Origin of the sequence: Bradyrhizobium sp., from assembly GCF_049512235.1 — a bacterium.
Classification (GTDB): Bacteria; Pseudomonadota; Alphaproteobacteria; order Rhizobiales; family Xanthobacteraceae; genus Bradyrhizobium.
In genome coordinates this window covers 1-2,887 of sequence record NZ_JBEKXH010000684.1, presented here as the reverse complement: position 1 = coordinate 2,887, position 2,887 = coordinate 1, and the positions used below count along the sequence as shown (strand labels likewise).

Genomic DNA, 2,887 nt, shown 5'->3' with positions numbered 1-2,887 from the left:
CGCGGGGGGAGGGGAGAACCAGATCCGATTCAATCGTTTTGACGGTTGGCCTGAGCTGGCGCAATATCATCTCCGCCATGACGATCTGCCGTGGCAACTGCGACGGACGCAACTGAACGCGGCGCGCCAAGACCGGGCTTTGCTCGCACACCATGTCCCAGATCTCCTCGAAGGCGCCGGCGCCGTTGTTTCTGATCGAGGCCGCGGCAGCCGGCGAAATCTGAAGTCTTGCGAACAGCGCCTCCGGCCCCCCGGCCGGCGTCTCCGAGATGCGGCGGATCATCCGACGGCATATGGCGCGCCGCGCTGCATCCAGCGCCGGTTCGATTTCTGCATCGCAGGGAGCATCCGGAACAGCGTGCCTGTGCCGCATCGTGTCGGCCGCCCCGCCCTGCGCGCGACCATCGAAACGGCACGAGGTTGAAACAGAGACCTCCATTGAGTGACGAACCTTGAAGCCCGCCCGGGTCAACGCCCTGGTCAAGGCCACATCTTCTCCCACCGCCCGCGGCGGCAACCCGCCAATTGCGGCGTAGGCTGCGGCCGTTACCGCCAGGCTTGCCCCGGAGGCGACGCGATGATTGGGCCAGGGGTCGTGAGGCCGCGGATCGCAGCGGGCATCGATCTCCGCGATCAGCCTGAGATAGGCGTCCTCGATACGTCCCCGTGCCAGAAAGTCGCGTCCCAGGCTGACCAGCTCGAGCGGGTTGGCGTCGATATAGCCGGCGACGCAGTCCGCGCCTTGCGCGAATTCCCTGATGTTGGCGGCAAACCAGGTCAGCGCGACGGTGCTGTCGGCGTCCGTGGTCAGGATGAAACCTTTGGGCGTGCCGTTGCCGCAGGTGCCCTTGCCGGCGAGTTTGGCGGCAGCGAGGTCCATCGCCCGTTTGCGGGCCCAGCCGGCATTTTGTCGGGTCTTCGGCAGTTGCTCTTCGACGACATGGAGCGGGTGAGGCACCTTGGCGGCGAAGGCACGGACGATCGCGGCCGTCCCGTCGGTGCAGTTGTTGGCGTACACCATGATCTCGAAGGCGCCCCGCGCTACCGGTGCTCCAGCCCCGTCGCGCTGCACCGCCAGCGCGGCCAGGCAGCGTTCGATGTGGCTCGCCTCATCATGTGCGGGTATGGCGATGATGGCGGATCCGGGAACGCCAATGGGATCACGCCTGATGAATATATCTTCGAGCACGCGACGGATTCTCTTAAGCTTACTCCATGTGTCTTGCTAAAGCCGGACCGGCGATTCAGTTCCCGCAGTCGGGCGGCTCAGCGGTTTTTCGTGCTGCCGAACTCCTCCGCGAACTTGGCACAGACGTCGATGATCGCCTTATGGAAGGCGATGCCCAAGCTCAACGTCAGCGCCGGGTGACGGATACCCGAGGCCCTGGAGCGCCTGGCCTCGGGCTCTATCCGGTTCAAAGCGGCAACGCGCTCGCGGCTCCGCTCAATGATGGCCTGCAGCAGCCCGAGCGCGTCCGCACGATCGAGCGCGTCGGCAAAGAATAGCTTGACGAGCCCAATGTCACGCAGCTCGAAGGGCATCGCCTCCCCGGCGGTCAGCCACAAGCGAAGAGCGGCCTCGCCTTGCGGGGTGATGTCGAAGTTCCGGCGCCGGCGCCGGCCCTGCGGCGCGGAGCGGCCCCGCACCAGCGCCGCCCGCTCCAGCCGAGCCAGACTTGGATAGATTTGCGCCTCGGAGATGGTCCAGAAGAACCGGATCGAATCGCGGACCGACTTCTTGATGTCGTAGCCCGATTGCGCGCCCAGACGAACCATTCCGAGCACGACGTAGTCGGGCGGCCTCAGCCGAACTCCTTTGTCGGTCATCGAAACGGTTTGCCAAACCAAACCGGTTATGACAATATATCACCGTAACATATAAGGGACGAGCCGATGACCCCTATCGCAAGCCTATCCGCCGGATCGTCCATGCGCGCCGCCATGGAGGGACGCGACATTGGCGCCGTCGCCGACGCCTTCGCCGCCGATGCCGAATTCCACTCGCCGCTGACCGACAGGCTGACGTTCAGGGGCCGCGATCAGATCGCCGCGCTGGCCGGCATCATCCTCGAAGTGTTCGAGAACTTCCGCTACACCGACGAATTCATGGGCGATGAGGATGGTTTCCTGGTCGGCCGGGCGAGGGTCGACGGACTGGAGATTGAATTTGTCGACCATCTGCGCTTCGACGGCGATGGACGCATTGCGTCGATCACCGTTTTCTTCCGGCCATTGCCTGCTGCCGCAGCGGCGCTGCGGCAGATCGGCGCGAGGCTCGGTCGCCGTGAGAGCCTTTTGCGCGGCGCGGCGATTTCGGTGCTGGCGCAGCCGCTCGCGCTCATGACCCGGATCGGAGACGCCATCGGCGCGGGGCTGCTGCGCGCCTCCGTCAGGTCGTGACGACACACTTCAGGGTTGCGAGCCGTAGCCGGATCTGCGAATCGACATCCGGTCGCAACCTGCGACCTCGATCCGGCCCTTCCGGATTTTGCGATTTGACGTCAAGGTTGCTTGATGACAGGATAGCCTTACAGGCCGGAGCGCCGCAATGTTGATGCAGTTGTCGCAAAAATCGGCGTCGCTGCCGACTTTGGCTGCCAGGGGAAAAAATATGCTCGCTTAACGGGAGGACCTCGCCGTGACCAAGTATGCCTTGCCTGTTCTCGTTGTCTGCATCCTTGCCCTTTTTTCCTATTCGGTCTCATCCCAGTCGAACGATGTGACCCCTGACATGGCCGCCCTGCGCGCGGAGCTTACCCAGAAGCTCGCGGACGCGGAAAAGGCCACGCAGGACCGCGAGCAGCAGCTCGTCCAGAGCATCGACAGCGTTCGCGCCGAGCTGAAGCGTTTGTCCGACGATGGCAAGGCAAACAGCGACAAGATCGCC

General features: G+C 64.1%; 4 protein-coding genes. 2 read left to right on the top strand and 2 right to left on the bottom strand.

Going from position 1 to position 2,887, the window contains the following annotated elements:
• Nucleotides 1-1,189: glycosyltransferase family 2 protein (locus tag ABSG20_RS33880; RefSeq protein WP_423868795.1), on the bottom strand; the 1,189-nt coding region annotated here is incomplete at its 3' end.
• Nucleotides 1,190-1,266: 77 nt separating this feature from the next.
• A complete protein-coding gene (locus ABSG20_RS33875) occupies nt 1,267-1,827 on the bottom strand; it encodes a PadR family transcriptional regulator (RefSeq protein ID WP_423868794.1) in 561 nt (186 codons plus the stop codon).
• 66 nt (nt 1,828-1,893) lie between these two features.
• On the opposite strand from ABSG20_RS33875, the gene ABSG20_RS33870 reads away from it, so the two are divergent.
• Nucleotides 1,894-2,400: a nuclear transport factor 2 family protein gene (locus ABSG20_RS33870; protein WP_423868793.1), complete on the top strand. Its 507-nt coding sequence runs from the start codon at nt 1,894-1,896 to the stop codon at nt 2,398-2,400.
• Nucleotides 2,401-2,638: 238 nt separating this feature from the next.
• A partial coding sequence (locus ABSG20_RS33865; protein WP_423868792.1) for a hypothetical protein occupies nt 2,639-2,887 on the top strand: 249 nt, incomplete at its 3' end.